This is a genomic window from Polynucleobacter ibericus (assembly GCF_018687955.1).
In the GTDB taxonomy this organism is placed as follows: domain Bacteria; phylum Pseudomonadota; class Gammaproteobacteria; order Burkholderiales; family Burkholderiaceae; genus Polynucleobacter; species Polynucleobacter ibericus.
This window is the reverse complement of record NZ_CP061309.1, coordinates 990,284-1,015,585: the sequence shown is the minus strand read 5'-3', so window position 1 is coordinate 1,015,585 and position 25,302 is coordinate 990,284. Positions and strand designations below refer to the sequence as shown.

Annotated in this window: 26 protein-coding genes and 1 tRNA gene; 19 read left to right on the top strand and 8 right to left on the bottom strand. The window is 46.2% G+C overall.

Going from position 1 to position 25,302, the window contains the following annotated elements; translation table 11 throughout:
• The first annotated feature begins 29 nt into the window (after positions 1-29).
• Entirely contained in the window at positions 30-1,019 is a 990-nt protein-coding gene (locus tag AOC20_RS05295; protein ID WP_215359040.1) for a Bug family tripartite tricarboxylate transporter substrate binding protein, read from the top strand.
• A gap of 6 nt (positions 1,020-1,025) precedes the next feature.
• Positions 1,026-1,823, top strand: coding sequence for an enoyl-CoA hydratase/isomerase family protein (locus AOC20_RS05290; protein ID WP_215359037.1), 798 nt, complete (start codon positions 1,026-1,028; stop codon positions 1,821-1,823).
• Between the two features lie 26 nt (positions 1,824-1,849).
• On the opposite strand, the gene hemW is transcribed toward AOC20_RS05290, so the two are convergent.
• Genes hemW through rph form a run of 3 tightly spaced genes read right to left on the bottom strand, consistent with a single transcriptional unit; the run spans position 1,850 to position 4,373 of the window.
• Entirely contained in the window at positions 1,850-3,025 is a 1,176-nt protein-coding gene (hemW, locus tag AOC20_RS05285; protein WP_215359035.1) for a radical SAM family heme chaperone HemW, read from the bottom strand.
• A complete protein-coding gene (gene rdgB, locus AOC20_RS05280; RefSeq protein ID WP_215359033.1) occupies positions 3,018-3,608 on the bottom strand; it encodes an RdgB/HAM1 family non-canonical purine NTP pyrophosphatase in 591 nt (196 codons plus the stop codon). The genes hemW and rdgB overlap by 8 nt, the downstream gene beginning before the upstream one ends.
• A 24-nt stretch (positions 3,609-3,632) precedes the next feature.
• Positions 3,633-4,373 carry a ribonuclease PH gene (gene rph / locus AOC20_RS05275; RefSeq protein WP_215359031.1) on the bottom strand — a complete coding sequence of 247 codons (741 nt, stop codon included), beginning with the start codon at positions 4,371-4,373 and terminating at the stop codon, positions 3,633-3,635.
• Positions 4,374-4,441: 68 nt separating this feature from the next.
• Here rph and AOC20_RS05270 point away from each other — a divergent pair, with 68 nt between their 5' ends.
• The 4 genes from AOC20_RS05270 to AOC20_RS05255 are packed head-to-tail and all read left to right on the top strand — an operon-like array spanning position 4,442 to position 8,679.
• Positions 4,442-5,371, top strand: coding sequence for a YicC/YloC family endoribonuclease (locus AOC20_RS05270; RefSeq protein ID WP_215359028.1), 930 nt, complete (start codon positions 4,442-4,444; stop codon positions 5,369-5,371).
• Positions 5,372-5,386: 15 nt separating this feature from the next.
• Positions 5,387-6,025: a guanylate kinase gene (gene gmk / locus AOC20_RS05265; RefSeq protein ID WP_215359026.1), complete on the top strand. Its 639-nt coding sequence runs from the start codon at positions 5,387-5,389 to the stop codon at positions 6,023-6,025.
• A 44-nt stretch (positions 6,026-6,069) separates the two neighbouring features.
• Positions 6,070-6,273: a DNA-directed RNA polymerase subunit omega gene (rpoZ, locus tag AOC20_RS05260; protein ID WP_011902918.1), complete on the top strand. Its 204-nt coding sequence runs from the start codon at positions 6,070-6,072 to the stop codon at positions 6,271-6,273.
• Positions 6,274-6,288: 15 nt separating this feature from the next.
• A complete protein-coding gene (locus tag AOC20_RS05255) occupies positions 6,289-8,679 on the top strand; it encodes a RelA/SpoT family protein (protein WP_215359024.1) in 2,391 nt (796 codons plus the stop codon).
• 11 nt (positions 8,680-8,690) lie between these two features.
• Here AOC20_RS05255 and greB read toward each other — a convergent pair whose 3' ends face one another.
• Complete coding sequence (gene greB / locus AOC20_RS05250; protein WP_215359022.1) at positions 8,691-9,191, bottom strand: transcription elongation factor GreB; 501 nt, start codon at positions 9,189-9,191, stop codon at positions 8,691-8,693.
• Between the two features lie 18 nt (positions 9,192-9,209).
• Between greB and AOC20_RS05245 the strand changes: the two genes are divergently transcribed.
• The 7 genes from AOC20_RS05245 to AOC20_RS05215 all read left to right on the top strand — a co-directional run bounded on the left by AOC20_RS05245 (position 9,210) and on the right by AOC20_RS05215 (position 16,179).
• A tRNA-Arg gene (locus AOC20_RS05245) sits at positions 9,210-9,286 on the top strand.
• A 90-nt stretch (positions 9,287-9,376) separates the two neighbouring features.
• Positions 9,377-10,549 carry an ABC transporter permease gene (locus AOC20_RS05240; RefSeq protein ID WP_215359020.1) on the top strand — a complete coding sequence of 391 codons (1,173 nt, stop codon included), beginning with the start codon at positions 9,377-9,379 and terminating at the stop codon, positions 10,547-10,549.
• Complete coding sequence (locus AOC20_RS05235) at positions 10,549-11,343, top strand: ABC transporter ATP-binding protein (protein ID WP_215359018.1); 795 nt, start codon at positions 10,549-10,551, stop codon at positions 11,341-11,343. The genes AOC20_RS05240 and AOC20_RS05235 overlap by 1 nt, the downstream gene beginning before the upstream one ends.
• Positions 11,340-12,269 carry an MlaD family protein gene (locus tag AOC20_RS05230; RefSeq protein ID WP_215359016.1) on the top strand — a complete coding sequence of 310 codons (930 nt, stop codon included), beginning with the start codon at positions 11,340-11,342 and terminating at the stop codon, positions 12,267-12,269. The genes AOC20_RS05235 and AOC20_RS05230 overlap by 4 nt, the downstream gene beginning before the upstream one ends.
• Positions 12,266-12,892 (top strand): PqiC family protein, encoded by a 627-nt coding sequence (locus AOC20_RS05225; RefSeq protein ID WP_215359014.1) that lies wholly within the window; start codon positions 12,266-12,268, stop codon positions 12,890-12,892. Before AOC20_RS05230 ends, AOC20_RS05225 begins: the two co-directional genes overlap by 4 nt.
• 18 nt (positions 12,893-12,910) lie before the next feature.
• The gene (locus AOC20_RS05220) at positions 12,911-13,696 is read left to right on the top strand and encodes an SDR family oxidoreductase (protein WP_215359012.1); all 786 of its coding nucleotides are present in this window, start codon (positions 12,911-12,913) and stop codon (positions 13,694-13,696) included.
• Entirely contained in the window at positions 13,693-16,179 is a 2,487-nt protein-coding gene (locus tag AOC20_RS05215) for an ABC transporter permease (RefSeq protein ID WP_215359010.1), read from the top strand. Before AOC20_RS05220 ends, AOC20_RS05215 begins: the two co-directional genes overlap by 4 nt.
• Positions 16,180-16,189: 10 nt before the next feature.
• Here the strand turns inward: AOC20_RS05215 and AOC20_RS05210 are convergent, their stop codons facing one another.
• Genes AOC20_RS05210 through AOC20_RS05195 form a run of 4 tightly spaced genes read right to left on the bottom strand, consistent with a single transcriptional unit; the run spans position 16,190 to position 18,376 of the window.
• The gene (locus AOC20_RS05210) at positions 16,190-16,726 is read right to left on the bottom strand and encodes an RDD family protein (RefSeq protein ID WP_215359008.1); all 537 of its coding nucleotides are present in this window, start codon (positions 16,724-16,726) and stop codon (positions 16,190-16,192) included.
• Between the two features lie 8 nt (positions 16,727-16,734).
• Positions 16,735-17,337 carry a DUF3106 domain-containing protein gene (locus tag AOC20_RS05205; RefSeq protein WP_215359006.1) on the bottom strand — a complete coding sequence of 201 codons (603 nt, stop codon included), beginning with the start codon at positions 17,335-17,337 and terminating at the stop codon, positions 16,735-16,737.
• Positions 17,338-17,351: 14 nt separating this feature from the next.
• Positions 17,352-17,810, bottom strand: coding sequence for a DUF3619 family protein (locus tag AOC20_RS05200; RefSeq protein WP_215359004.1), 459 nt, complete (start codon positions 17,808-17,810; stop codon positions 17,352-17,354).
• Positions 17,807-18,376, bottom strand: coding sequence for an RNA polymerase sigma factor (locus AOC20_RS05195; protein ID WP_215359002.1), 570 nt, complete (start codon positions 18,374-18,376; stop codon positions 17,807-17,809). The genes AOC20_RS05200 and AOC20_RS05195 overlap by 4 nt, the downstream gene beginning before the upstream one ends.
• A 193-nt stretch (positions 18,377-18,569) precedes the next feature.
• Between AOC20_RS05195 and AOC20_RS05190 the strand changes: the two genes are divergently transcribed.
• The 6 genes from AOC20_RS05190 (at position 18,570) to AOC20_RS05165 (ending at position 25,282) form a co-directional block, all read left to right on the top strand.
• Positions 18,570-20,357: an acetolactate synthase 3 catalytic subunit gene (locus AOC20_RS05190; protein ID WP_215359000.1), complete on the top strand. Its 1,788-nt coding sequence runs from the start codon at positions 18,570-18,572 to the stop codon at positions 20,355-20,357.
• Positions 20,357-20,848 (top strand): acetolactate synthase small subunit, encoded by a 492-nt coding sequence (gene ilvN, locus AOC20_RS05185; protein ID WP_215358998.1) that lies wholly within the window; start codon positions 20,357-20,359, stop codon positions 20,846-20,848. The genes AOC20_RS05190 and ilvN overlap by 1 nt, the downstream gene beginning before the upstream one ends.
• A gap of 53 nt (positions 20,849-20,901) precedes the next feature.
• On the top strand, positions 20,902-21,918 hold the full coding sequence (gene ilvC, locus AOC20_RS05180) for a ketol-acid reductoisomerase (RefSeq protein ID WP_215358996.1): 1,017 nt from the start codon (positions 20,902-20,904) through the stop codon (positions 21,916-21,918).
• A 50-nt stretch (positions 21,919-21,968) separates the two neighbouring features.
• Positions 21,969-22,616 (top strand): phosphatidylserine decarboxylase, encoded by a 648-nt coding sequence (locus tag AOC20_RS05175; protein ID WP_215358995.1) that lies wholly within the window; start codon positions 21,969-21,971, stop codon positions 22,614-22,616.
• Positions 22,617-22,644: 28 nt separating this feature from the next.
• Positions 22,645-23,505 carry a CDP-diacylglycerol--serine O-phosphatidyltransferase gene (pssA, locus tag AOC20_RS05170; RefSeq protein WP_215358994.1) on the top strand — a complete coding sequence of 287 codons (861 nt, stop codon included), beginning with the start codon at positions 22,645-22,647 and terminating at the stop codon, positions 23,503-23,505.
• A gap of 229 nt (positions 23,506-23,734) precedes the next feature.
• Positions 23,735-25,282 carry a 2-isopropylmalate synthase gene (locus AOC20_RS05165; RefSeq protein ID WP_215358993.1) on the top strand — a complete coding sequence of 516 codons (1,548 nt, stop codon included), beginning with the start codon at positions 23,735-23,737 and terminating at the stop codon, positions 25,280-25,282.
• The last annotated feature ends 20 nt before the right edge of the window (positions 25,283-25,302 follow it).

Genomic DNA, 25,302 nt, shown 5'->3' with positions numbered 1-25,302 from the left:
AACACAATAAAAATAATTTTGGAGATCTTATGTTGCTTAAAACACCTAAATGGGCTGTGCGTGGATTACTTGCAGTTGCCTTAAGTACTACTTCATTATTCGCAGTTGGCCAACAGGCCTATCCTAGTAAACCTATCAGACTCATCGTCGGCTTTGCTCCTGGTGGCGGTACCGATATTGTCGCCCGTGCTATCGCTCCAAAGATGAGTGAAATCTTGGGTCAGAGCGTGATTATTGAAAACAAGTCAGGCGCTGCGGGCACCATTGGCGCTGATCTTGTTGCTAAATCCAATCCCGATGGATATACCTTATTGATGGGGCATTCCAATTCAAATGCGATTTCACCATTTGTATTGACTAATGTTCCTTATAACCCTGCGACTGATTTCACACCCATTACTTATTTGGGCTATGTGCCAAACGTATTAGTTGTGAAGTCTTCATTACCAGTGAACTCTGTTGCGCAATTAATTTCATTGGCTAAAGCAAATCCAGGTCAAATGACTTATGGTTCCTCCGGTATTGGCAGTACTCAGCACTTAGCAGGCGCTTTATTTTCTAAGATCGCTGGCATCCAGATGAATCACGTGCCTTATAAGGGTAGCGGTCAAGCGATTGTTGACTTGCTAGGGGGTCAAATCACGATGAACTTTGATACCTTGCCACCGAACTTGCAGCAAATTCGTCAAGGCAACCTCAAGGCATTGGCGATTTCAACTCCAAAACGTTTATCCCTATTACCAAATATCCCTACTTTTGCTGAAGTGGGTATTGTTGGCTTTGATGTCACCAATTGGTATTCCGTAATGGGACCCAAAGCGATGGATCCTGCCGTCGTAAACAAGATTGATCAAGCTGTAAAAGCAGCCATGAATGATCCTGAAATCAAAAAGACACTCGATGCACAAGGTCTGCAACCAGAAGGCCCTGCAACTCCAGCAGCCTTCAGTTTGTTCTTGGCAGGCGAACTTGCAAAGTATCAGCGCTTAGTGAAGAGCTTAAATATTAAGGCTGAATAACGCTTCATGGTTGAGCAAGACAAGGTTGGCAATATTGCGCAAGTCCTATTAGAGATACGCGGCAATATTGCCCACATCACTTTCGATCATGTGGCGGCACGCAATGCGATGACCGTCAGCATGTATCAAAGTCTCAAGTCGATTTGCGAGGATCTTGCTAAAAATCCAAGTGTGCGGGTGGCCATCTTCCGCGGTGCCGGAGGCAAGTCCTTCGTATCGGGAAGTGATATTGCCCAGTTTTCCGGCTTTAAAAGTGGTGATGATGGGGTGCACTATGAAGAGGGCATCGATAGTTATCTAGCTCCACTAGCAACCTTATCCATCCCGACGATTGCAGTAATTGATGGCATGGCCGTTGGTGGTGGATTGGCCATTGCCAGTTGCTGTGATTTTCGGATCTCCACACCAGGTGCTAAGTTTGGTGTGCCCATAGCGAAAACCTTGGGTAATTGCTTATCTGCCGGCAATATTGCTTGGTTAGTAACTCATCTCAATATCAATATTGTGAAACGCATGTTGCTTTTGGCAGAGATGGTTTCAGCCGAAGAGTTAGAAAAACAGGGCTACTTATTGGCGACCTATGAGCAAGATCAATTAGGCACAAAAGCACAAGCTCTTGCGGAGCGTCTCAGTCAATTAGCGCCGATTACGCAAAAATCGAGCAAGCTAGTACTCGCTAGATTAATCAAAAATCAGTTGCCGGACTGCAATGACCTGATTAGCGAGACTTATGGCAGCAATGATTTTAAGAATGGCGTCGCTGCATTTCTAAAAGGGCAGCCACCCAACTGGACTGGTAGTTAGTAGCCAGTGCATAGCCTGCAAACGCTTTAATCCAAAAACAGCTCTTGTAAATTATTGAGGTAGCGCATTCCCAATGGCGTGGCTTTTAGTTGACTTGGATTGTCATCGAGCAATTTTTTGCTGCTAGCCTCAGCCAAGCCTTTACTGATAGTGTTTAACGGAAGGCCAGTACGTTCACTAAAGGTATTGGTTGCAACCCCATCCGTCAGCCTTAAGGTATTGAGCATAAATTCAAATGGGAGATCTTTGGCAGCGATCTCTTTGGATTCCAATAAGGCATTGCCTTTGGATTCCATGGCCTGCATATATGTTTCCGGATGACGCTCTCTCACTTGGCGAGTAATTTTGTCTGGAAAGGAAATCTTGCCGTGTGCTCCTGCGCCAATTCCGATGTAATCTCCAAAACGCCAGTAGTTCAGGTTATGTTTGCATTCTTGATTCTTTTGCGCATAAGCAGAGACTTCATAGCGCTGATAGCCAGCCTGGGTAAGTAACTCTAGATTTTGTTCAAAGATGGCATCTACCTCATCATCACTAGGCAATTGCGGTGGAAAGTTTGCAAAGTAGGTATTGGGCTCTAGTGTGAGATTGTAAAAAGATAGGTGTGGTGTTTTAAATGAAAGCGCAGCCTCGATATCTGCCTTAGCTGCCTCAAGACTTTGTTTTGGCAGTCCATACATGAGATCTAAGTTCACTGATTTGAAATGCTTCATGGCAATCTCTATTGCACGCTTGGCTTCTGCGCCATTATGAATACGTCCCAATGCTTTGAGCTGCTCATCTTGAAAGCTCTGAATGCCCAGCGACACACGATTAATGCCTGCTTTAGCAAAACCAGCAAACTTTTCTGCTTCAACAGAGCCTGGATTGGCTTCCATGGTGATTTCAGCATCGGGTTCTAAGTTCACTCGAGCTCGAACGGCGCAGAGTAGTTGATCCATGCCTGCTGCAGATAGCAGACTCGGCGTGCCTCCACCGATAAAGATGCTGTGTACTTGTCGCCCCCAGATATTGGGCAATTCCGTTTCTAGGTCAGCAATTAGCGCATTAATGTAGCGCTGCTCATCAAAGCCTGTTTTACCCTCTTTAATTTGATGCGAATTAAAATCGCAATAGGGACATTTCTTTTCACACCAAGGAAAGTGAATATACAAAGCCAGTGGTGGCAATGCAGTCAGAGATACTTTATTAGAATTAAGCACGGGATTTCAGTTGCGCCATCAGTTCACGCAAGGCTTGGCCGCGATGACTGATTAAATTCTTTTGTGCGGGTTCTAGTTGAGCGGCAGTACATTGCTGCTCAGACAAAAAGAAGTAGGGGTCATAGCCAAAGCCGTTTTTACCACTTGGCTGATCAACAATCTGGCCATACCAACGGGTTTGCACAATGAGGGGCTCCGGATCATTTTCGCTATTGACCAAAACCAAGGCGCATACATAATGTGCGCCACGATCAGTCTGCCCCTTTAATTCTTGAATCAGTTTTTGATTATTTGCCACATCATTGCCTTGATCTCCAGCAAAGCGTGCTGACATCACGCCAGGCTGACCATTTAAGGCATGCGCGCAGATCCCCGAATCATCAGCTAAGGCAGGCAGGCCAGATGCTGCGCTGGCATGACGTGCTTTGGCTAAAGCATTCTCAACAAAAGTATGGTGCGGCTCTTCGGCCGAAGGAATGCCTAATTCACCTTGAGGAATGACTTGAAAATTTAAGGGGGCCAATAGCGCCTGAAATTCTTTGACCTTGCCGGCGTTGTTGGAGGCGAGTACGAGCTTTTGCATTTTGAGCAGTTGTTACCTGGCCGCTTACTTCAGTGAGTCAATTTGAAGTTGGGTTAATTCTTGGATACCTTGCTCGGCCAGGTCCAGGAGGGCATTTAATTCAGTACGTGAAAAAGCTGCCCCTTCAGCAGTGCCTTGAACTTCAATCATTCCACCTTTGCCTGTCATCACGACATTCATATCGGTATCGCAAGAAGAGTCTTCTGGGTAATCTAAATCGAGCACTGGAACGCCTTGATAGATTCCAACGGAAATCGCAGCAACGCTATCAATCATCGGATCCTGAGTAAGTGCACCACTTTTGAGGAGCTGGTTCACTGCATCACGCGCAGCAACATATGCCCCTGTGATTGATGCAGTACGTGTGCCTCCATCTGCTTGGAGTACATCGCAATCTAGGTGAATCGTTCTTTCACCCAAGACCTTTAGATCAAAGACACTACGCATCGCTCTGCCAATGAGACGTTGAATCTCTTGCGTGCGTCCAGATTGTTTGCCCCGGGCTGCCTCACGATCGCTGCGGGTATGAGTAGAGCGGGGGAGCATGCCATATTCAGCGGTTACCCAACCCTCGCCAGACCCTTTTTTATGGGGAGGCACCTTTTCTAGGATGCTGGCAGTACATAGAACCTTGGTATCTCCAAAAGCGATCAATACCGAGCCCTCAGCATGCTTGGTAAAGGCCCTCGAAATGGTGACTGGACGCAAATCCTGAGGCTTGCGGCCGCTAGGTCGGGCAATATTCGCTGGGTTGGCTGTGCTCATGGAAATGGGGTCCTTTGGGGTTGTGGTCTGAATCGGGTCTAGTTCAATAATGAATCTACAATGTCCATATGATATCGAGCATGACTGGTTATGGCAGCGCTTCTCGCCAAGTCTCCTTAGGAGCGGGTGTAGTTGCTGATCTGCAGGTGGAATGTCGGGCTGTGAATAGCCGCTTTCTGGATCTAGGATTTCGTCTTCCGGACGAATGCCGTGGGGCTGAGCCTGCCTTACGAGAAATGGCTACCCACAGCCTCTCGCGTGGCAAAGTGGAGTTCAGGGCGGCATGGCGCGTCAATAGCGCTGCTGCTGGGGCTGCAAAAAGTAACCCCCATGCTTTGGGTGCGATCAATCGCGATCGGCTAGATGCCCTCTATACCTTACAAGAAAAAGTCCAAGAATCTTTTCCAAAAGCCCAAGAGTTGAGTATTGCTGAAGTGCTGCGTTGGCCTGGCGTGGTCTCTGAGCCTCGTGGCGAAGAAGATAGCTGGATTACAGCCACTGTTGAAGCGGGACGTGCAGCCTTAGCAGCGCTCATGGAAAGTCGCCATGCTGAGGGCAAGGCCTTGGTTGGTGTCCTGACTAGCATTACTGGCAAGATGCGTGACATTGTCAAAGTGATTGAGCCTAAAGTTCCCGAGTACGTCTCCCAGTATCAAGAAAAACTCACTGAGCGTTTGGCGGAAGCACTTGCAGCGCAAGAACAAGCCAAGGCAGGCGCTGAGCTCATGGAGCGTATTCGTCAAGAAGTTGTGCTGTATGCGGTACGGATTGATGTGGCTGAAGAGTTTGCGCGTTTAAAGACCCATCTTCAGGCAGTAGATTCTGCGCTTGCAGGCAAAGGTCCTGTTGGTAAGCGATTGGATTTTCTGATGCAAGAGCTCAATCGCGAAGCCAATACTTTGAGCTCTAAGTCTGTGTCAGAAGAATGTACGCAAGCAGCCTTAGAGCTTAAGTTATTCATCGAGCAAATGCGCGAACAAGTTCAAAACCTTGAGTAACTCCCAATCTGAAATATGACTAACTCCACTTTGACACCATCCTATCAAGGCAGTATGTTGATGATCGTTGCGCCTTCAGGTGCAGGTAAATCTTCTTTAGTAAATGCCTTGCTAAAGGATGACGCTGGACTGAAGTTATCTTTATCAACTACAACCCGTGCGCCACGTCCTGGTGAAGTTGATGGCAAGGATTATCGTTTTCTGGCAAAAGAAGATTTTCTGCATGAGCGCGACCAAGGTCATTTTTTAGAGTGGGCAGAAGTTCATGGTCATTTTTACGGCACCTCTAAACCGTGGATTGAATCTCAAATGCAATCTGGTAGCGATGTCATGCTGGAGATCGATTGGCAGGGCGCCCAACAAATCCGAAAGTTAATCCCTGCAGTGCAGTGGATCTTCATTTTTCCGCCATCTATCGAGGCCTTAGAAGAGCGTCTCCGCAAGCGCGGTCAGGACGATGAAGCAACGATTCAGCGCCGCTTAGCGGCAGCCCATGTTGAGCTGATGCATGCCCATGAGGCAGATTACATCGTGGTGAATGATTCATTTGATCAGGCATTGGTTGATTTAAAGCATATTTTGGCTTCTAGCCGTCTGCGCTCTGGACCCAGTATGGCCAGAAATCCAGCGCTTTTAAAGCGTCTTGGGGTCTAATCAGTTATCCTATAGGTATTGAAGCTAAATTAAGTGAGTTCAGCATGGCCCGTATTACTGTAGAAGATTGCCTTAAAACTATCCCAAATCGTTTCGAATTGGTTTTGGCTGCGACATATCGTGCTCGCCAATTAGTACAAGGTCACTCCCCACGTGTTGAGTCCAGAGATAAAGCTACCGTAGTTGCATTACGCGAAGTAGCTGCTGGTGTGACTGACCGTGACATGCTGACCAAAGTACCTCTGTAATTAAGGAGTTCCGGTGTGGAGCTCCCTTTAGGAATAGTTAAAACATCGGAAAAAGTAGGAAGCATCTCGTCTAAAGATGCTTCGCTTGATTCAGCTCAAGCACAATTGTTGGACGTAGACTCCGACACCCCAAAGCAAAATGAAAAGAAATCGATTATTGCCAGTTTGTTGGCTCAATCGAGTCGTCATTTGTTTGGCCCCACATCTGCACCAAATCTCCCTCTAAAGCATCAAGTTGTTTCGATTGAGGGATTGTTGGCAAAGCTTTCTTATCTGAAGCCCGAAGAAGTTGCGCAAATTAAAAAAGCATTTCAGTTTTCAGATGCTGCTCATTTAGGGCAATACCGTCATAGTGGTGAGCCCTACATTACCCATCCGGTTGCCGTAGCTGAACTTTGCGCAACTTGGCGCTTAGATGCCCCATCTATCATGGCAGCTTTATTACATGATGTTATCGAAGACACTGGCTGCACAAAGACCGATCTCGTTGAGAAATTTGGTAGCAAGGTTGCAGAACTAGTTGAAGGCTTAACCAAGCTTGATAAGTTAGAGTTTCAAAGTCATGCAGAAGCTCAGGCCGAGAGTTTTCGCAAAATGTTTATGGCAATGGCGCGCGATGTTCGTGTCATCTTAGTCAAGCTGGCTGATCGCACCCACAATATGCGCACCCTTGACGCGGTACCAATGGAAAAGCGCCGTCGTGTAGCAGCTGAAACTATCGAGATTTACGCACCAATTGCCCATCGACTTGGGTTAAATGTTATTTATCGTGATCTCCAAGATCTCAGTTTCCGCTACTCCATGCCAATGCGATTTAGGGTGATTGAAGGCGCGGTAAAGCGGGCGCGCGGCAATCGCAAGGAAATGGTCGAGAAGATTTTGCAAGCGTCTCGTATGGCTTTTGCTAAAGCCAATTTAGAGGTTGATCTGCGCGGTCGCGAAAAGACGCTCTTTAGCATCTATACCAAGATGCGCCTAAAGCATGTTAGTTTTTCTCAGGTGCTTGACGTTTATGCATTCCGGGTAACCGTGCATTCGATTGACGAGTGCTATCGGGCCCTTGGTATTTTGCATTCCCTGTATAAGCCAATGCCTGGCAAGTTTAAGGATTACATAGCGATTCCTAAGCTAAATGGCTATCAATCCTTGCATACTACTTTGTTGGGGCCATCGGGCGTGCCGGTGGAATTTCAGATTCGTACAACTGATATGCATGCGATTGCCGAGGCAGGTGTTGCGGCTCACTGGGCCTACAAGGATGGCTCACCAGATATGAGCGAAGTCCAAAACCGCGCCCATCAATGGCTGCAGTCCTTAATTGATATTCAAGATAGCAGTGGCGATTCTCAGGAATTCTTAGAGCACGTCAAAATTGATTTGTTCCCTGATGCAGTCTATGTTTTCACACCAAGCGGGCAGATTCGGGCGTTACCAAGAGGCGCAACTGCTCTAGATTTTGCGTACTCTATCCATAGTGATTTGGGCAATACTTGTGTTGCAGTCAAGATCAATGGCTTGCAATTACCTTTGCGCAGCGAGCTCAAGAATAGTGACATTATTGAAGTGATTACTTCGGCAAATTCTCAGCCCAATCCGGGCTGGCTAGCTTTTGTTCGTACGGGCAAAGCTCGTGCTTCCATACGCCATTCATTAAAGACTAAGCATTATTCAGAATCACTGCAATTGGGCGAACGACTATTAGCCAATGCCTTACGTCAACAGGGTGTTGATGCTGCATTACTCTCTCCGGAGATTTGGGAAAAGTTGATGCATTGGACGGGTGACAAAACCCGCGAAGAGGCTTGTGTCAATATTGCTTTGGGTCGACGCTCGCCTCAAGAGTTGGCTATTCGTCTGAAAATTTTGATCGATGATGAAGGCGGAGCTGAACAAATGCGTTTAGGCGCTGCTGATTGGGTCTCTCCACATCAAGAAATAAATCATCATCAGCGTCAAGCCATTTTGGTGGATGGTCGCGAAGGCAATTCCATTCATTTTCAAACTTGTTGCCATCCCATCCCTGGCGATAACATCATTGGCTATCTTGGCAAAGGTGAGGGGCTACAGGTCCATACAAATGATTGCCCTATAGCATTGCGCATGCTCTCTAAAGATAGCGATAAGTGGGTCGAGGTGGAGTGGGGCAAAGAACTCAATCGCGAATTTGAGCTTGACTTGGCAATTGATACTCGCCAGGGTAAAGGCGTCTTGGCAAGGGTGGCCAGTAGTGTGACCGCCGCAGACTCCAACATCATGAATGTGTCTATGGAAGATCGCTTTAAAGAAGATTCTGTCACGATCCGCTTTACGATCCAAGTCTATGATCGCTTGCATCTATCCAAAGTGATGCGAAGCTTGCGTGCTAATCCAGACGTTATGCGAGTCACCCGAACACGCTCGACATAAACTTGTCTAATTTATAGATATTGCACGTCTAATATTTCAATTTCAGCAGGACCCGTTGGGGTTTGTATAAAAACGCAATCGCCTATTCGAGATTTAATTAGCGCTTTTGCAATAGGCGACACCCAGCTAACGTGCCCCTTGTCTAAATCTACCTCATCTACCCCGACAATGGTAACGAGTGTCTTCTTGCCTGCCTCTGACCCCTCTATGGTTGAGTAGGTCACGGTGGCGCCAAAGAACACCTGTTCTGCGTCATTTTCACCAGATTTTCGGGCTGAATTATCGACAACTACGGCAAATTCTAGGCGTTTATTGAGGAAGCGAATTCGCCTATCAATCTCTCTTAGGCGTTTTTTCCCGTAGATATAGTCCCCATTTTCAGACCGATCGCCATTGCTGGCTGCCCAATGGACAACCTTGACAACCTCGGGCCTATCAAGGTTTAGGAGCTGTAGGAGCTCAGTCTTGATGCGTTCGTGACCAGCGGGGGTGATGTAGTTCTTCTCTTCCATGGCATAATTATGGCTGTTGCGGCTGTAGCTCAGCTGGATAGAGTACTTGGCTACGAACCAAGGGGTCGTGGGTTCAATTCCTGCCAGCCGCACCAAGCAATTTAAGGGCCTAGTTGAAAGACTGGGCCCTTTCTCTTTTTTGGGCATTTCTTATTACTTTCACAGAGATACCTTATAGTTCGTTTATGAGCGTTTCTGACACTTTACCGACCGATTCCAAGAGCCCAGTAGCCATTTGGACTCAGGCAGATGCTAACAACGCCAAAGTGTCATTAAGTGGCACTGTGAATGTCTACTCCTTGGGTGGAGTGTGGACGCAAATCCGTGCATCCCAAGACGTCTGGTTTAAGCAAGGCGATAACAAAACCAAAACAATCACCGTAGATGCGGGTAATGTTTCTTCTTTAGATGGAGCAGGTATTGCATTTCTCATTTCCCTGGAAGAGGCGCAAACAATTACTGGTGGAAAGTTTTCATTAATTGGCTTAGATCCTCGCTATCAACCTTTATTAAAAGAGTTTGATCCAATCGGCAATTTATTTCCTGCTCCAGTTGTAAAGTCCAAGAGAAGTTTCTTAGTTAGTACCGGTATGGCAGTGCAGAACTTGCTCGATGATGCAGCCGGATTAATTTCATTTACCGGTCATCTATTTGCGGATTTAGTTTGGTCAATCCGCAATCCAAAGCAAGTACGTTGGGGTGATTTTATAAATGCTGCAGTAGAGGCAGGCGTTGCAGCGCTTCCCATTGTTGGTCTTGTTGCTTTCCTAATCGGTGTGATCTTGTCCTTTCAAGCAGCGATTGGTATGGAGCAATTTGGCGCAGTATCGTTTGTTGGGCCTCTAGCCGCATTAGGCATCGTCCGTGAAATGGGCCCGCTCATCACTGCCATTTTGTTAGCCGGTCGTTCATCTGCAGCATTCGCAGCAGAAATTGGCACGATGACTGTTAATAGCGAGGTTGATGCTTTGGTTTCGGGTGGTTTGAGTCCAATTCGTTTCCTGGTCGTACCACGCGTACTTGCAGGCATCTTGGTTGCACCGATTCTGACTTTGTTTGCCGATATCGTTAGTATTTTTTCTTCAATGTTAACGATGCTAATTTACGGCATTCCCTTTGTAAATTTCTACAATGGCATGCTAGCCGCTGTAGATGTTGAGGATGTCTTATCAGGCTTATTGAAAGCAACATTATTCGGTGTAGTTGTTTCTGCAATGGGTTGTTTGCGCGGCATGCAAACCGGAACGGGCGCTGCAGCCGTTGGTATTTCTGCAACTCGTGCGGTGGTTAGTAGCATTGTCATGATCGTCTTGGTTGACGGTATTTTTGCTTTCATCTCTTACAAGACTGGCTTCTGATGAACGCGCCAATTACTCCAAATATTTCAAGCAATTCAACGTGTGCTATCGACGTTAAAAATCTTACCGTTGGGTATGGCTCCAATATTCTGATGCAGAACCTTAATTTCACAGTGAATAATGGTGAAATATTTGTCATTCTTGGAGGTTCGGGTTGCGGCAAGTCGAGTCTATTGAAAAACTTATTTGGTTTGTATGAGCCCTTGGCTGGTACTGTCCTTATTGAGGGGCAGGACATCACTTCGGCAAGGGGTGCTGAGCGGCAGAAGATTATGAGAAGTTTTGGGGTGATGTACCAGCAGGGCGCTTTATTTGGTTCGATGAACTTGCTGGATAACGTTACCCTGTTTATGCAGGAATATACGCAGCTGACGCAAACGCAGATGAACCTACTTGCACGCTGTAAGCTCGATTTGGTTGGCCTATTACCTTATGAGTCCTATATGCCCAGCGAGATCAGCGGAGGCATGCAAAAGAGGGCCGCGATTGCTAGGGCGATGGCGCTTGATCCTAAGATACTATTTTTAGATGAGCCTTCAGCAGGTCTCGACCCGATTACCTCCGCAGATTTAGACAGTACTATTCAAGACTTATCTAAAAATTTAGGCATTACCTTTGTCATTGTGTCGCATGAGTTAGCCAGTATTTATGCGATCGCCGACAAAGTCATTATGTTGGACAAGGGAGCTAAAGGCATTATTGCTGAGGGTGATCCAAAGGTATTAAGAGACACTAGTAAAGATCCTAGAGTGCACCAATTCTTCAATCGTATTATGAGCAAGGACGTAGCATGAGCACTAACTTAAATCCCAATTACTTTCGCTTAGGTGTGTTTGTTCTTGCAGCAATTGGCGTATTGATCGCCGTCATATTGATTTTCGGTGGCGGAAAATTTTTCCAAAAATCCTTCATGGTTGAGACTTACATTAAACAGTCTGTTACTGGTCTGGATGCTGGTGCTGCAGTGCGATTTAGGGGCGTCAAAATAGGTCAAGTGACGTCAATTGGATTATCAGGTGATATGTATGAGAAGGATTTGCCTTTTCATGAACGCCGCCAATATGTCGTTGTCAGAATGCAGATTTTTGGTGATAAGGTAAATGAAGAGCAAATTCATGAGTTTGTAAAAAATAATTTACGTGCACGTGTCAAGTCTATGGGCATTACGGGTGTCAATTACATCGAGTTTGATTTTGTATCTAATGCAAACTTGACGCCATCATTGGTATACGAGTGGAAGCCCGAGTACCCGGTTATTCCATCATTGCCTAACCAGGCTGATGAAATTATTGGCGGTATCCAGCGCTTGATTGCATCTTTGAATGCGATGAATATTGACGGCACTCAAAAGAAATTGGATGCTTTATTAGGCAACCTTAACGTTTTGATGGCGGGTGACGGCAAAGGCAATGAAGGTGTCATTCGTTCTGTAAATGACCTCAATATCGTCTTGGAACGCGTCTCTAAAGCAACTGATAAAAATGAGCTCGGTGTGCTGATGCGTGAATTAGTAGCTGCAACAACTTCTTTGCGTCAAACGATCACCAGTGTGCAGGGTGACACCGCCTTGACGATGGAAAATATCAAGCAAGCTAGTGAGAATTTAAATGAATTTAGTCGCATCGCCAGCCAATCACCGTCGAGCCTCATTTGGAGTGATCCGCCACCAAAATTGACCCCATCTAATAATGGCGCCGTTCAGTCTGGAGCTAAAAAATGATTAAACGTTTTTTCTTAGCCATTGGTGTCTTGTCCTTGGTATCTTGCTCGTTGCCGACCCGACCACCTGTGAGTCCAACCAGCTGGATGGTATCCCCTGAAAGAACCGCTCCGCCACGTCAAGCTCGTACTGATGTTTGGTTAAAAATGGGATCTGTTTCAGTTTCTCCGCCTTTTGATGGCAGATCCCTGGTCTATCGCACAGCTGATCAACGTTATGAAAAAGATTTTTATAACGTGTATGTAACCATTCCTTCTGAAATGATTGGCAATGCTGAGCGCCAATGGATGAACAAGTCGAATATTTTTGCTGCGACTGTAGGTCAGAGTAATAGTTTTTTCCCTTTTTATTATCTACAGGCATCTGTTGAAGAGTTCTATGGCGATTACCGTGGTCAACCCGAGGCCGTTGTTAGCATCGAGTTTTTCTTAAGTGCAACTCGCGCTGGAAAAATAAATCCTTTAATTGGTGCGAACCGTTATACGAAACGTGTAGCACTTAAGGACAATTCTCCACAGGCACTAGTTCAAGGTCAGCAGCAAGCCTTAGCTGAGATTTTCCAAGAATACGAAGTCCAGTTGTTTAAATATGCCGGTAATTTGCCTAAGCCTTTAGGGCAGTAACTAGTTTTTGGAGACAGTATGGATTTAGGAATTCAGGGAAAAGTTGCCTTAGTTATGGCCTCTAGCCGTGGCTTAGGGCAGGCTATGGCAGTTGCATTGGCGCGCGAGGGTGTAAAGGTTGCCGTAACCGGTCGCAATGCTGAAGGCTTGCAGCAGTCGGTTGACTTAATCGAAGCCGCTGGTGGTAAGGCTCTTGCACTGAACTGGGACCTCTCGGATTCATCTGTCATTGATGGATTAATTTCAACTGTTGAAAAAGAGTTGGGACCCATTGATATTCTGATTAATAACACTGGCGGTCCTCCACCGACTCCAGCCGCTGGCCAAGATCCTGCGCTCTGGCAAAAGAGCTTTAACGATATGGTGTTGTCGCTCATTGCCATCACAGATCGAGTACTGCCAGGCATGCGTCAACGGAAGTGGGGTCGAATCATCACCAGTACTACCTCTGGTGCAATTGCCCCAATCAAAAATTTAGCGATATCCAACACCTTACGCGCAGCCTTACTTGCATGGTCTAAGACCTTGGCGGCTGAGGTGGCGGCTGATGGCATTACCGTTAATATCATCATGCCCGGGCGGGTAGCAACAGATCGCCTTCGTCAATTGGATGAAGCTCGTGCAAAGCGCGAGAACATTAGCTACGAAGCAGTGGTCAAGGTAAGCTTAAGTCAAATTCCGATGGGTAGATATGGTGATCCAAGGGAATATGGCGATGCTGCAGCATTCTTGGCTAGCCAAAATGCATCTTTCATTACGGGTACCGTCATGCGTATTGATGGCGGCCAAATTCAGGCAATTTGATTCAATTCATTTTTCGCTTCCTGTGTGGCTTGAGACGTGATGTTCGATCAAGCGAGTTAGCTTGGCTGCTGGTTGCGCTAACGCTTTCTGTCACTGCGCTCTCTAGCGTAACCTTTTTAGCAGACCGCATGCAAAGGGCATTTGCATTTGACGCCCGTCAACTTTTAGCTTCTGATTTGCTGATCGTTTCAGATCAGCCATTGCCCGATCGAATCTTAGATGAAGCGAAGAAGCTTGATTTACAGCTTGCTCAGACGGTTGTGTTTCCCAGTATGGCAACCGTCGGTTCTCATAGTAAATTAGCCTCACTGAAGGCGGTTAGTCCGCAATATCCACTGCGCGGAGCTTTGCGAGTGCAATCTAAGTCACAGGCTAAACCTTTTAGCTCTGGGCCAGAGCAGGGATCAGTTTGGGTTGATCCTGCGATGCTGGCAAGTCTTCATGCGCAACAAGGTGATGTGATTCGGCTTGGTCAAAAGTCTTTTGTAATTGATGGCGTACTAGAGCGCGAGCTAGATCGTGGCGCTGGTTTTATGAACTTTGCACCCAGAGTCATGATGTCCCTTGCAGATTTAGGTGATACCGGTCTGATTGGGCTTGGCAGTAGAGTGACTTATCGATTGTTATTAGCAGGCTCTGATGTCCAAATTGATAGTTATGGAGCCTGGGCTACTCAATATATTGAAAAAGAAGGTCTCAAGGGTATTCGGATTGAAACCCTAGAGAATGCACAGCCGATGATGCGTAAAACGCTTGAGCGCGCAGATCGGTTCTTGTCATTAATTGCTTTATTAACGGCCATGGTTGCTGCAGTTGCGATTGCTTTGTCAGCGCATCGTTATACCCGCAAACAAGCCGATGCCTGCGCTGTCCTAAAATGTCTTGGAGCAAGCTCCAGCACCATCCTCAGGAAGCAGGCCGCAACCCTCATAGGGCTTGGACTCTTTGCGGCATTGGTGGGTTCTTTATTAGGCTTCCTTGGACAATTTCTCTTGACATACCTTTTAGGTAATTTGGTGATCTCTGAGTTACCCTCGGTATCGCTCTGGCCGGTGCTTTGGAGTGTGCTGGTAGCTTGGTGCTTATTGTTTGGTTTTGCTGGGCCAGCGATCTTAAGTTTGGTAAAGGTTTCTCCCATACGGCTGATTCGAAAAGAGTTTGATGGTGTTGGTGCCTCTACTTTATGGACTGCTTTATGTGGCTTTTGTGCAGCAGCATTCTTAATCATGCTGGCAGCACGTGATTGGAAATTGGCCTTATGGACTTGCCTCAGTTTTAGCGCAGCTATTGTGCTTTTTGCGTTTGTATCTTGGGGCTCGCTACGACTTTTGAGCACTATTCGCAGCAAACGCTTTGCCTTTAGTTTCGTTATTTTGTCCCAAGGAAGAAGAACGGGTTTAGCGGTAGTGCAAATTACTGCATTGGGTATTGCATTGATGGCGCTGTTATTGGTTTTACTATTACGCGCTGATTTTTTAAGTGCATGGCAAGGGAATATATCAAGCGATGCGCCAAATCGCTTCATGATTAATGTTCAAGGCGATCAAAAGCAGGGGCTTACGCAGTCCCTTGAGAATGCGGGTCTTTCTAGTCCACAGTTTTACCCCATGATTCGTGGACGTTTAGTTGAGATCAATGGAAAAGATGTGACACCCAGTGATTTCTCGCAAGATAATGCAAAGCGCTTAATTGACCGTGAATTTAATTTGTCTTACACGGATCAATTGCCTACAGGCAATCAGATTCTGTCGGGCAAATGGATTGAGGGCGATGCACCGCAAATATCCATGGAAACGGGCATAGCCAAAACCCTGAAATTAAAGCTAGGTGATCAGCTGTCTTTTGAGATTGCCGGTGAAAAAGTGACTGCACCCATTACTTCTTTGCGTAAATTGGACTGGGGCTCAATGCGGGTGAACTTTTTTGTCATCATGCCACCCGCACAGTTGCAAGCTCTGCCACAGTCTTGGATTACCTCCTACTACCAACCCCCTCAGCAAGAGTCCTTGGATTTTCAGATTAGCCAAGCCTATCCCAACTTAACAATCGTAGACGTCTCAGCATCACTGCAACAAATTCAGGAAGTTCTGAATAAGCTTTCTTCAGTCTTAGGTTTGCTACTGGCTTTTACGATTACAGCTGCTATTTTGGTTTTAATGTCTGCAATCGCGGCTACGCAAGATGAGCGTTACAAAAATGCAGCCTTGCTAAAGGCTTTGGGCGCATCTCGCAATACTTTGGCGAGTATTGCCAATATGGAGTTGGCCATGATTGGCCTATTGGCCGGCATATTGGCTGGTCTTGCCTCTGGTATGGCTGCCTGGGCTTTGGGTCGTTATGTAATGGAGATTGAATTTAATGCTTTTGCTGAGGCACTCTTCATGGGTATTGCATTTGGAGTGACAGCATGTCTTCTATCGGGATACCGCTTCCAAAAGAGAATCCAAAAAGCTACTGCTGTGGAGTGTTTACGCGAAGCCTAAAACAAATTTGTTAAGTCAGGGTGACAACGTTTTTTGGCAGCTCCACTAGACGCGTGCGGGCTAAGCGATCTGGCAGACTCTGCCGATGCAAAACGTTCTGTCGATCAAAATAGATACTGAGCGGCCAAATCAGTAGCGATACAGCAAATAACATTTCAATAATTTGCCATTTCTCTAAATGAAAAGCCCATTGCAATAGTACGCAAGGAATTAGCCAAAGAGATCCATAGACGTAGCGCCAAAAGGCTTGACTCTTAGTTAGGTTATTGCCATCCTTTCCAATCATACGGACACGCCATGTTTGCATTGCCAGTGTTTGGCCTGATTTAGTCCAATACCAGACAAAGTAAATGCATAGAACAGCGTAAAGATATAAAAAGGTCAGCCAACTTGGTAATGAAATACCAAACAGAATTCCCAAACCAAGGTTCGGCAATAAAAACGCGAATGCAATTACGCCAAGGAGAACTAATTGTTCATAAAGGCAGCAGGACACTCGACGCCAAAATTGTGGCGCTGGTAATGCACTTAGTTCAGCAGGTGTCATCAAGCTGCTTAATTATTTGTGGGAGCACTTTCCGCATTAGATCCAGTACTTTCTACTGGTGCGGTCTGGCTTGGAGTTGAACCCGTGCTTGGAAGCGTAGCCTTTGGGGAGATGGGGTGCTGCTGAAGTGTAGGGGCGTTGGCCGCAGTAGGCTTTTTCTTTACTTCAGATTCGGCCAATTTCTTCTTTTGCTCATCGCTGAGTTTTTGGTAAGCACTCCATGCCTCAGCTTTTTTCTCGGCTGGAAACTTCAAGCTCGCTAGGTAATTTTCACGTGCTAGGCGACGCTCTTTTTGGGAGAGATTAGACCAGCCTGCCATGCGAGACTGCAGGCGCTCTTGATCTTGCGCGCTCATCTTAGGGTAGATGTTAGCGACTTGAGTCCATTTCTTACGACTATCGGGCAGCATGTAATCCCAGTCGCTTTCAAGCGGTGCCAGAATTTTTTGTTGTGCTGGTTTTAGGCCTTCCCATGTTCCGTCTGGTTTTCTCTCTGCAACAATCGCAGGCTTTCCAGTAGAAGCACTAGGAGCGGGTTGCGCTTGAACAGAAAGACAGAAAGCAAGCAGCGCTAGGCTGCAAACTTTTTGCGTTCTAGTTGTCGATGACATCAAGCGCTTAAAAATTATTTGTTTTGAATGGAATCTGAGGAACTGTCGGATTCGGAAAGAGGACCATTTTTAAGGAAGGCCATGAATCCGCTATCAGCGTAAGCATCTGGTGGCACATCATCAGAAAGAAGTGCTGCATCTACTTCTGCGATGTCATTAATGCGAGAGTCATCTTGCCACTGAGCGATGCCAATGAGGCCAAATACTAGAACCACTAAGGGGGCAATCCAACCGAAAGTATCCCAACGTCCATTAGAGCTAGAAGTCCAGTTGCGAGCTGTAGCAGCCAAAACTTGCTTTTGGATACGGACCTTTTCAGGTTTTCTGACGGAAAGAGCCTTCATACGGGCTGCATACAAGCGATCTTTAATATTTTGAGGAATGGTCTGAGTACCTTGACGGAGCAGGGCAGCGCTAGCCTGACCGAATTGGTCGACTTGGGTCTGGGTAAATTGGTCATCAAAGTGTTTCACAGCGTAATTCCTTTTAATTTCAATGCTTTAGCTAAAGTCTGGGTGGCTCTAGAACAGTGGGTTTTGACACTACCTTCGCTACAACTCATTGCCTTGGCCGTCTCAGTAATGCTTAGCTCATCCCAATAACGCATCAGGAAGGCTTCTCGTTGACGTACAGGTAATTTAGATATTTCTGACTCCAGGGCAGCTAAAAGCTGACTTTTTTCGAGCTTATGAGCCCCATCTTGGTGAATTTCACTGTCATCTGGAGCTGAAAGTGACTCCAAAGGGTCAAAATCATCGTTTTCATCACCCTTTTTGCCCATATTGGAAAATAAGGTGACCCAGGTATTTCTGACCTTTTGCCTTCTAAACCAGTCATGAATGCGGTTTTGCAGAATTCGGGTGAATACCAAGGGCAACTCTTCTGCAGGTCGATCGCCGTATTTTTCCGCCAATTTGATCATGGCATCTTGAACAATATCCAAAGCAGCATCATCATCGCGCACAGCGTAGACCGCCTGTTTAAAAGCGCGCTGCTCAACATTACTCAGAAAGTCAGATAGTTCTTGGGCTGATGCCATGCAATGGATTAGACCTGAATCGGAAGGAATTGGGTCATTTTAGGGGATTGCTATAGAATATAGGGCTTACTACCTAGAATCTCATTCAAGAAGTGGTTTTTTCCGGTAGCAGCGCCGTTCGAACTCAGGCCATAAGCAGGAGACAGAACAGACCAAACAATTTTTTGCCGAAAATTGCAAAGGACGAAAGAAAATGAATACAAGCAGCGCCGAATTTTTAGCTACTAAAGCTAACAAAGACTCATCCAATACAAACAATGAAGCAGCGCCTCCAGAAATGATTGGCGCAGAAATGCTCGTGCATGCACTGCACAAAGAGGGTGTTGAATTTGTCTGGGGTTACCCAGGCGGCTCCGTTCTCTTTATCTATGATGAAATTTTTAAGCAAGATAAGTTTGAGCACATCCTAGTGCGCCATGAGCAAGCAGCAGTTCATGCTGCTGACGGCTATGCACGCGCAACCGGTAAGGTTGGTGTTGCATTAGTGACTTCTGGCCCAGGAGTTACCAATGCGGTTACCGGTATCGCAACGGCGTATACCGATTCCATTCCAATGGTGATCATCAGCGGTAACGTGCCAACTTATGCGATTGGTGAAGACGCTTTCCAAGAGGCTGATACCGTTGGTATTACACGCCCAGTGGTAAAGCATAACTTCCTCGTGAAGGATGTTAAAGATCTTCCTTTGGTATTAAAGAAGGCTTTCCATATTGCACAGACAGGTCGCCCTGGTCCTGTGTTGATTGATATTCCAAAAGATGTATCTGCTGCTAAAGGACCATTTGTCTATCCAGAGACTCTGGAAATGCGTTCTTACAACCCTGTTGTCAAGGGTCACAGCGGTCAGATCCGCAAAGCAATCGCTTTACTGCAAGAAGCGGAGCGTCCGTATATCTACACCGGTGGTGGTGTGATTTTGTCTGACGCAGCTCCTGAGCTAAAAGAGTTTGCTGATTTACTCGGTTATCCCGTTACTAACACCTTAATGGGTTTAGGCGGTTTCCCGGGTACTAGCCCACAGTTTTTAGGCATGCTTGGTATGCACGGAACTTATGAAGCCAATATGGCGATGCAGCACAGTGATGTGTTGATTGCGATTGGCGCACGTTTTGATGACCGTGTAATCGGTAACACTCAGCACTTTGCGAGTCACCCACGCAAGATTATTCATATTGATATCGATCCTTCTGTTATTTCTAAGCGCGTGAAGGTGGATGTTCCTATTGTTGGCAATCTCAAAGAAGTTTTAGTTGAGATGACTGCACAACTCAAGGCTGCTGGACCGCGCAAGAATGGCGACAAAGTTGCTGCTTGGTGGGATCAGATTAATGAGTGGCGTAAAAAGGATTGCTTGAAGTACGACGAAGCTTCTCAAATTGTGAAGCCGCAGTATGTAGTTCAAAAGCTGTGGGAGCTTACTGGTGGTGATGCATTCATCACGTCGGACGTAGGTCAGCATCAGATGTGGGCTGCGCAGTTCTACAAGTTCGATCAGCCACGTCGCTGGATTAACTCTGGTGGTCTAGGTACTATGGGCGTGGGTTTGCCTTATGCCATGGGTATTAAGAAGGCCTTCCCAGATAAGGATGTATTTGCCATTACTGGTGAAGGCTCAATCCAGATGTGTATTCAAGAGTTATCAACCTGCAAGCAATACAACACACCTGTGAAGATTGTTTCCCTAAACAACCGTTACTTGGGAATGGTTCGCCAGTGGCAAGAGCTCACTTATAACAAGCGTTATTCCAGTTCTTATATGGATTCATTGCCTGACTTTGTAAAGTTGGCAGAAGCTTATGGCCACGTCGGTATGCGCATTGAAAAGAAATCGGATGTAGAGGGTGCTCTTAAAGAAGCGATTCGCTTAAAAGATCGCACTGTGTTCATGGATTTCCAGACTGACCCAGAAGAAAACGTTTGGCCTATGGTTCAAGCGGGCAAGGGTATTACTGAAATGCTTTTGGGTAGCGAGGATCTCTAATGCGACATATTATTTCTGTACTCATTGAGAACGAGCCAGGTGCATTGTCACGTGTGGTGGGTTTATTTTCTGCTCGTGGCTACAACATCGATACGTTAAGTGTTGCGCCAACCGAAGATCCATCTTTATCACGTATGACGATCGTTACCTTTGGCTCTGATGATGTCATTGAACAAATTACTAAACATTTGAATCGCTTGGTTGAGGTAGTTAAGGTTTTTGATTTAAGCGAAGGTCCGCATATTGAACGTGAGCTGATGATGATCAAGGTGCGCGCTGTAGGTAAGGAGCGCGAAGAACTCAAGCGCACTACCGATATCTTCCGCGGTCGCATTATTGATGTGACTGACAAGAGTTACACCATTGAGTTAACAGGTGATGGTGCCAAGTTGGATGCCTTTATTGATTCGATCGATCGTGTATCGATTCTGGAAACTGTCCGTTCGGGCGGCTCTGGAATTGGGCGCGGTGAGCGCATCCTCAAGGTTTAATTTTTTATTAACTGATTACTGCATTAAATACATTTTCAATACAAGGAAAGAGCATGAAAGTTTTTTACGATAAAGACGCGGATTTGTCCCTCATTAAGGGCAAGAAAGTTACCATCATTGGTTATGGTTCACAAGGTCACGCGCACGCATTGAACCTCAAAGATTCTGGCGTTAATGTTACCGTGGGTTTGCGTAAAGACGGCGCTTCCTGGAGTAAAGCTGCAAATGCTGGCTTAACAGTTAAAGAAGTGGGCGAAGCAGTTAAAGATGCTGACGTTGTGATGATGTTGTTGCCTGATGAGCAAATCGCTGATGTTTACAGCAAAGAAGTACATGGCAATATCAAGCAGGGTGCTGCTTTGGCATTTGCGCACGGCTTTAACGTTCATTACGGTCAAGTTCAGCCACGCGCTGACTTAGACGTCATCATGATTGCTCCTAAGGCTCCTGGCCATACAGTACGTGGTACTTACGCTCAAGGCGGCGGCGTTCCACATTTGATCGCTGTTTACCAAGATAAATCGGGTTCTGCTCGTGATGTAGCTTTGTCATATGCAACTGCAAACGGCGGTGGACGCGCTGGCATTATTGAAACCAATTTCCGTGAGGAAACTGAAACTGACTTGTTCGGTGAGCAGGCCGTTCTTTGTGGTGGCGCAGTAGAGTTGATCAAAGCAGGCTTTGAAACTTTGGTTGAGGCTGGTTATGCTCCTGAAATGGCTTACTTCGAGTGTTTGCATGAGCTCAAGTTGATTGTTGACTTGATCTACGAAGGCGGCATTGCCAACATGAATTACTCCATCTCCAATAATGCTGAGTATGGTGAGTATGTGACTGGTCCACGTGTTGTGACTGAGGATACTAAGAATGCAATGCGTCAGTGCTTGAAAGATATTCAAACTGGTGAGTACGCTAAGAGCTTCATTCTGGAAAACAAGGCAGGTGCTCCTACATTGATTTCACGTCGTCGTTTGAATGCAGAGCATGACATCGAAGTGGTTGGTGCTAAGTTGCGCGCCATGATGCCTTGGATTGCTAAGAACAAGTTAGTGGATCAAACCAAGAACTAAGAATTAGGCATCAAATTAATAGAAGTTCAGAAAAAAGGCTCAGAACAAAGATGATGTATCCACACCCCATTATTGCGAAAGAAGGCTGGCCGTATTTAGCGTTAGTGGGGGCGGTGACTTTAGTTGTCCACTATTTTGGTGGCATCGTTTGGTCATGGCCTCTTTGGATCATTTTTATCTTTGTTCTGCAGTTTTTCCGTGACCCACAGCGCATTCCGGCAATGGGTCGCGATTTGGTTTTATCGCCAGCTGACGGACGTATTGTTGTAGTTGAAAAGACCAATGATCCCTATGCTGGTCGTGAGGCACTCAAAATTAGCGTGTTCATGAACGTATTTAACGTGCACTCCAATCGAAGCGCAGTCAATGGCTTGGTTAAAGAGATTCAGTATTTCCCTGGCAAGTTTGTTAATGCGGATTTGGATAAGGCATCTACTGAGAACGAGCGCAATGCAGTTGTGATCGATGCCAATGGTCAGATAGTTACTTTGGTGCAGGTTGCCGGCCTGATTGCTCGCCGTATTCTTTGCTACATCCATGTTGGGGATCGTCTTAAGGCAGGCGAGCGTTATGGTTTTATCCGCTTTGGATCTAGGGTTGATGTTTATTTACCACTGACTGCTGAACCTTTGGTTAGTGTTGGTGATAAAGTATTTGCAACAAATACAGCTTTGGCACGTTTGCCAGGCTTAGATTGATTCGAAGTATTACTCACCGGGATACTCTTTGACTTCATTTCGCCGTCGTGGTCGCATAGACCGTAGCCGCCTTTCTCATAGACATAGCTCATCTGCCGATAATCAATGGGCAGAAGACTTGGGTGATGACCTTGATTACGAAGTAGAAGAATTGCATGAAAAGCCTCGCCCACGTGGCAAAGGCATTTACTTGCTACCCAATGCATTTACTACCGCAGCATTGTTCTGTGGCTTTTTTGCCATTGTTAATGCGATGAATCATCAATTCGAGATGGCGGCAATTGCGATTTTTGCTTCTCTCGTTCTTGATGGCATGGATGGTCGCGTTGCCCGTATGACGAATACCCAAAGTGCTTTTGGCGAGCAATATGATTCTCTCGCAGATATGGTGTCCTTTGGTGTTGCGCCTGCCTTAGTTGCTTATGAGTGGGCATTAAAAGATTTAGGTAAGTGGGGCTGGTTAGCAGCGTTCACATACTGTGCGGGTGCCGCTTTGCGTCTTGCCCGCTTTAACGTCAATACTGGTGTGGTTGATAAGAAGTTTTTTCAGGGCTTACCGAGCCCTGCAGCTGGCGCACTAATGGCTGGATTTATCTGGTTGGCAGATGACAATAAGATTCCGGTGCGTGACACAGCGATACCTTGGGTTACTTTCTTTATCGCGGTTTACGCAGGTTTAACCATGGTTTCTAATGCCCGTTTTTACAGCGGCAAAGCCTTAGACGTCCGTTATCGCGTGCCTTTTGGCGTAATGGTATTGATGATTCTGACCTTTGTTTTGATCTCATCTAACCCACCTCTAACGCTTTTTGGTTTATTCGTTGTGTATTCAATCTCTGGTTATGTTATTTGGGCCTGGGAAAGACTTAGCGGTAAGCGTTTTAGCTAATTCGCTATTTTTGGAGTATATTTAATCCATGTTGATGAATTTCTCACCTTTAACCGGTCTCCTTCTGCTAGCACTAAGCCTAAAGCTTGGGGCGGGTAAGGCCTGAGTTAATGAGATAGATAGACTTCATTAGCCACCACATACCAGCCCCAGCTAATAGCTGGGGTTTTTGTTTTAAAAGATTGAATTAATCAATACGTTACAAAGTATTTAAAACCGGAGAGTAGTAATGAGCGACAAAGTAATCATTTTTGATACCACCTTACGCGATGGCGAACAGTCACCTGGCGCCTCCATGACTAAAGACGAAAAGGTACGGATTGCGCGTCAATTAGAGCGTCTTAAGGTTGATGTGATCGAAGCAGGTTTTGCTGCTAGCTCCGAAGGAGACTTTCAGGCAATCTCCGCTGTAGCGGCTGCCGTTAAAGATTCTATAGTGTGTTCTTTAGCTAGAGCAAACGACAAAGACATTACTCGTGCTGCAGACGCATTGCAGGCAGCCAATGCAAAACGGATTCATGCCTTCTTGGCAACAAGCCCATTGCATATGGCTGTGAAGTTGCGGATGTCTCCTGAAGAGGTATTAGAACAAGCAAAACGCTCTATTCGATTTGCGCGTAACTTAGCAGCTGATATTGAGTTTTCTGCTGAGGATGGCTATCGCTCCGAAATGGATTTCTTGTGTAGAGTCGTTGAAGCAGTGATTAATGAGGGTGCCACAACGATCAATATTCCAGATACCGTAGGCTATGCGACCCCTGAGTTGTATGGCGAGTTCATCAAGACCTTACGTACCCGCGTTCCTAACTCCGATAAGGCGGTATGGTCAGTACATTGCCATAACGATTTAGGAATGGCTGTTGCAAATTCCTTGGCTGGAGTAAAAATTGGTGGGGCGCGTCAAATTGAGTGCACCATTAACGGCTTAGGAGAGCGGGCGGGTAATACTGCATTGGAAGAGATTGTGATGTCATTGCGCACACGAAAAGATTATTTTGATATGGTGTGCGGCATTGATGCCACGCAAATCGTGCCTGCATCTAAATTGGTTTCCCAAATCACAGGTTTTGTCGTGCAGCCAAATAAAGCAGTGGTTGGTGCTAATGCCTTTGCACACACCTCAGGCATTCATCAAGATGGCATTTTGAAGAACCGTGATACCTATGAAATCATGCGTGCAGAAGATGTGGGTTGGTCTGCCAATAAAATTGTGTTGGGTAAATTATCCGGTCGTAATGCCTTCAAACAACGCTTGCAAGAATTGGGCATCACCGTTGAGGCCGAAGCTGATTTGAATGAAGCGTTTACACGATTCAAGACTTTGGCTGATCAAAAATCAGAAATCTTTGACGAAGATATTATTGCCATCATGTCGGATTCCGCAGCGGCTGAAGAAGGTGAGCACTATAAATTCATTGCCTTAAGTCAGCATTCAGAAACTGGTGAGCGTCCTAAATCACGCGTGACATTCCGCATGGGCGATAAAGAGATTAGCTCAGAAGCGGAAGGCAATGGCCCAGTAGATGCAAGCTTAAATGCCATTGAGGAAATTGCTAAGAGTGGTGCGGAGCAGTTGTTGTATTCCGTTAATGCGATTACATCTGGTACGCAATCTCAGGGTGAGGTTACTGTGCGCCTGGCTAAAGGGGGCCGTATTGTGAATGGTGTTGGCACTGATCCAGACATTATTGCCGCTTCTGCAAAAGCCTATTTATCTGCACTCAATAAATTACATGACCCGAGCCAAGCTAAGCTCAATGCGCAAATGACTCCTTAAGCAGGGGTCTTGCGCAAAGA

Excerpts from the sequence above, each read along its gene's own strand:
- AOC20_RS05190 (WP_215359000.1), top strand. The coding sequence starts at position 18,570 with ATGAATACAAGCAGCGCCGAATTTTTAGCTACTAAAGCTAACAAAGAC.
- rdgB (WP_215359033.1), bottom strand. The coding sequence starts at position 3,608 with ATGCAAAAGCTCGTACTCGCCTCCAACAACGCCGGCAAGGTCAAAGAA.
- greB (WP_215359022.1), bottom strand. The coding sequence starts at position 9,191 with ATGGAAGAGAAGAACTACATCACCCCCGCTGGTCACGAACGCATCAAG.
- AOC20_RS05225 (WP_215359014.1), top strand. The coding sequence starts at position 12,266 with ATGATTAAACGTTTTTTCTTAGCCATTGGTGTCTTGTCCTTGGTATCT.
- rph (WP_215359031.1), bottom strand. The coding sequence starts at position 4,373 with ATGAGCACAGCCAACCCAGCGAATATTGCCCGACCTAGCGGCCGCAAG.
- AOC20_RS05210 (WP_215359008.1), bottom strand. The coding sequence starts at position 16,726 with ATGACACCTGCTGAACTAAGTGCATTACCAGCGCCACAATTTTGGCGT.
- ilvC (WP_215358996.1), top strand. The coding sequence starts at position 20,902 with ATGAAAGTTTTTTACGATAAAGACGCGGATTTGTCCCTCATTAAGGGC.
- AOC20_RS05235 (WP_215359018.1), top strand. The coding sequence starts at position 10,549 with ATGAACGCGCCAATTACTCCAAATATTTCAAGCAATTCAACGTGTGCT.
- ilvN (WP_215358998.1), top strand. The coding sequence starts at position 20,357 with ATGCGACATATTATTTCTGTACTCATTGAGAACGAGCCAGGTGCATTG.
- AOC20_RS05230 (WP_215359016.1), top strand. The coding sequence starts at position 11,340 with ATGAGCACTAACTTAAATCCCAATTACTTTCGCTTAGGTGTGTTTGTT.
- AOC20_RS05290 (WP_215359037.1), top strand. The coding sequence starts at position 1,026 with ATGGTTGAGCAAGACAAGGTTGGCAATATTGCGCAAGTCCTATTAGAG.
- AOC20_RS05195 (WP_215359002.1), bottom strand. The coding sequence starts at position 18,376 with ATGGCATCAGCCCAAGAACTATCTGACTTTCTGAGTAATGTTGAGCAG.
- AOC20_RS05205 (WP_215359006.1), bottom strand. The coding sequence starts at position 17,337 with ATGTCATCGACAACTAGAACGCAAAAAGTTTGCAGCCTAGCGCTGCTT.
- AOC20_RS05270 (WP_215359028.1), top strand. The coding sequence starts at position 4,442 with ATGATATCGAGCATGACTGGTTATGGCAGCGCTTCTCGCCAAGTCTCC.
- gmk (WP_215359026.1), top strand. The coding sequence starts at position 5,387 with ATGACTAACTCCACTTTGACACCATCCTATCAAGGCAGTATGTTGATG.
- rpoZ (WP_011902918.1), top strand. The coding sequence starts at position 6,070 with ATGGCCCGTATTACTGTAGAAGATTGCCTTAAAACTATCCCAAATCGT.
- AOC20_RS05175 (WP_215358995.1), top strand. The coding sequence starts at position 21,969 with ATGATGTATCCACACCCCATTATTGCGAAAGAAGGCTGGCCGTATTTA.
- AOC20_RS05220 (WP_215359012.1), top strand. The coding sequence starts at position 12,911 with ATGGATTTAGGAATTCAGGGAAAAGTTGCCTTAGTTATGGCCTCTAGC.
- AOC20_RS05295 (WP_215359040.1), top strand. The coding sequence starts at position 30 with ATGTTGCTTAAAACACCTAAATGGGCTGTGCGTGGATTACTTGCAGTT.
- AOC20_RS05240 (WP_215359020.1), top strand. The coding sequence starts at position 9,377 with ATGAGCGTTTCTGACACTTTACCGACCGATTCCAAGAGCCCAGTAGCC.
- AOC20_RS05165 (WP_215358993.1), top strand. The coding sequence starts at position 23,735 with ATGAGCGACAAAGTAATCATTTTTGATACCACCTTACGCGATGGCGAA.